Consider the following 1,705-nt stretch of genomic DNA (forward strand, 5'->3'; position numbering starts at 1 on the left):
TTATGCGCTAAATTTACCTTAGACTGTAACAATCTCTACAAGCATACTCATGAAGCAAATCAATTGTTACAACTCGAAGAATTTTCACAGAAGCTTCGCTCGTTGCTCCACCCCGCGATAGTAAAAATGATACAATATTAAGCCATGTTTATATTAAAATAAATATGGCGGAGGAAGAGGGATTCGAACCCCCGCGGGCTTTAACACCCCTGTCGGTTTTCAAGACCGATCCCTTCAGCCGGACTTGGGTATTCCTCCGTATATAATAAATAGTGGTGGACCTTGTAGGACTCGAACCTACGACCGGACGGTTATGAGCCGTCTGCTCTAACCAGCTGAGCTAAAGGTCCTTCATTTTTTTGGTAGCGGCGGAGGGAGTCGAACCCACGACCTCACGGGTATGAACCGTACGCTCTAGCCAGCTGAGCTACACCGCCAAAAAATAAAGTTATTAAGGATAATTGGTGGAGCCTAGCGGGATCGAACCGCTGACCTCCTGCGTGCAAGGCAGGCGCTCTCCCAGCTGAGCTAAGGCCCCAAATTTGTATGAATGGGAATTTAAAATGGTCGGGAAGACAGGATTCGAACCTGCGACCCCTTGGTCCCAAACCAAGTGCTCTACCAAGCTGAGCTACTCCCCGTATATAATATGGCGCGCCCGAAAGGAGTCGAACCCATAACCTTCTGATCCGTAGTCAGACGCTCTATCCAATTGAGCTACGGGCGCATCATATAAGTGGTGCCGAGGACCGGAATCGAACCGGTACGGTAGTCACCTACCGCAGGATTTTAAGTCCTGTGCGTCTGCCAGTTCCGCCACCCCGGCAAATTAGATTGGAGCGGAAGACGGGATTCGAACCCGCGACCCCAACCTTGGCAAGGTTGTATTCTACCACTGAACTACTTCCGCAAGTGGTGCGGATGAAGGGACTTGAACCCCCACGCCGTAAGGCGCCAGTTCCTAAGTCTGGTGCGTCTGCCAATTCCGCCACATCCGCTAAACTAAATGGTGAGCCATGGAGGACTCGAACCTCCGACCCTCTGATTAAAAGTCAGATGCTCTACCGACTGAGCTAATGGCTCGGTATATAATATATCTTCGCTACCAAGTATTAAAGATGTGCTCCATTTACCTCTTTGCAAGAAGTAAATTCCGCAACTCGTAGCATATTCATAGAAGTTTGGCTCGTCTCTACCGACTGAGCTAATGGCTCGTACTAAATGGTGCCGGCGATAGGAGTCGAACCCACGACCTACTGATTACAAGTCAGTTGCTCTACCAACTGAGCTACACCGGCAAATATAATGGTGGAGGATGACGGGATCGAACCGCCGACCCCCTGCTTGTAAGGCAGGTGCTCTCCCAGCTGAGCTAATCCTCCATATTTAAAGCCTGGCGACGTCCTACTCTCACAGGGGGAAACCCCCAACTACCATCGGCGCTGAAGAGCTTAACTTCCGTGTTCGGAATGGGAACGGGTGTGACCTCTTCGCCATCGTCACCAGACAAATTATTAGAGACAAATATTATTATAATATGTTTTCTCTAAAATGCAAGAATAATTTTTTATTCTTTCAAAACTAGATAACAATAAGGATTTTTTTGCGACACATGAGTATAGATTGTGGTTAAGTCCTCGATCTATTAGTATCTGTCAGCTCCACGTGTCGCCACGCTTCCACCTCAGACCTATCAACCTGATCA

General features: G+C 48.3%; 12 tRNA genes and 1 rRNA gene. All 13 read right to left on the reverse strand.

The window, feature by feature from the left end:
• Positions 1–165 precede the first annotated feature (165 nt).
• The 13 genes from DBX25_RS18460 to rrf all read right to left on the reverse strand — a co-directional run bounded on the left by DBX25_RS18460 (position 166) and on the right by rrf (position 1,507).
• Positions 166–258: transfer RNA gene (locus DBX25_RS18460), tRNA-Ser, on the reverse strand.
• A gap of 15 nt (positions 259–273) precedes the next feature.
• Positions 274–350 (reverse strand) — tRNA-Ile (locus tag DBX25_RS18465).
• A gap of 10 nt (positions 351–360) precedes the next feature.
• Positions 361–437: transfer RNA gene (locus DBX25_RS18470), tRNA-Met, on the reverse strand.
• 25 nt (positions 438–462) lie between these two features.
• Positions 463–538 (reverse strand) — tRNA-Ala (locus tag DBX25_RS18475).
• Positions 539–564: 26 nt separating this feature from the next.
• Positions 565–641, reverse strand: a tRNA-Pro gene (locus tag DBX25_RS18480).
• Positions 642–650: 9 nt separating this feature from the next.
• Positions 651–727 (reverse strand) — tRNA-Arg (locus DBX25_RS18485).
• A gap of 10 nt (positions 728–737) precedes the next feature.
• A tRNA-Leu gene (locus tag DBX25_RS18490) sits at positions 738–826 on the reverse strand.
• Positions 827–835: 9 nt separating this feature from the next.
• Positions 836–910: transfer RNA gene (locus DBX25_RS18495), tRNA-Gly, on the reverse strand.
• Positions 911–913: 3 nt separating this feature from the next.
• Positions 914–998, reverse strand: a tRNA-Leu gene (locus tag DBX25_RS18500).
• 9 nt (positions 999–1,007) lie between these two features.
• Positions 1,008–1,083, reverse strand: a tRNA-Lys gene (locus DBX25_RS18505).
• Between the two features lie 139 nt (positions 1,084–1,222).
• Positions 1,223–1,298 (reverse strand) — tRNA-Thr (locus DBX25_RS18510).
• Between the two features lie 8 nt (positions 1,299–1,306).
• Positions 1,307–1,382, reverse strand: a tRNA-Val gene (locus DBX25_RS18515).
• Between the two features lie 9 nt (positions 1,383–1,391).
• Positions 1,392–1,507 (reverse strand): 5S ribosomal RNA (rrf, locus tag DBX25_RS18520).
• Positions 1,508–1,705 lie beyond the last annotated feature (198 nt).

The organism is Peribacillus acanthi, assembly GCF_003073175.1.
Classification (GTDB): Bacteria; Bacillota; Bacilli; order Bacillales; family DSM-1321; genus Bacillus_BN; species Bacillus_BN acanthi.